This is a genomic window from Paraburkholderia sp. NMBU_R16, assembly GCF_013282575.1.
In the GTDB taxonomy this organism is placed as follows: Bacteria; Pseudomonadota; Gammaproteobacteria; order Burkholderiales; family Burkholderiaceae; genus Trinickia.
On record NZ_JAAAYE010000504.1, the window covers coordinates 1 to 250 of the forward strand.

1 pseudogene is annotated in these 250 nt (G+C 65.6%); it reads left to right on the forward strand.

The annotated features are described in order from the left end of the window. Nucleotides 1–132 (forward strand): annotated as a pseudogene (locus GWC77_RS28920) (transposase); the annotation flags it as partial. Nucleotides 133–250: the final 118 nt, after the last annotated feature.

Consider the following 250-nt stretch of genomic DNA (forward strand, 5'->3'; position numbering starts at 1 on the left):
AATGCGCGGCTGACGTTCGACAAGTTTCACGTCGTCGCTCATGCCTCCCAGGCGCTCGATGCGATGCGCCGCCAGGAGCAGAAAGTCGAGCCGCAACTCAAAGGCATGCGCTGGGCGCTGCTCAAGGGTAAGCGCCTCGCGAAGGCCGTCCGCTATCCGGCGCGCACGTGAGGCATGATCGGGTATCGGGCGCTCGTGTTGGCGCGCTGGCAATCAGCCCGTGGAGGCAGGTGGGCAAGACTTCCCTGGC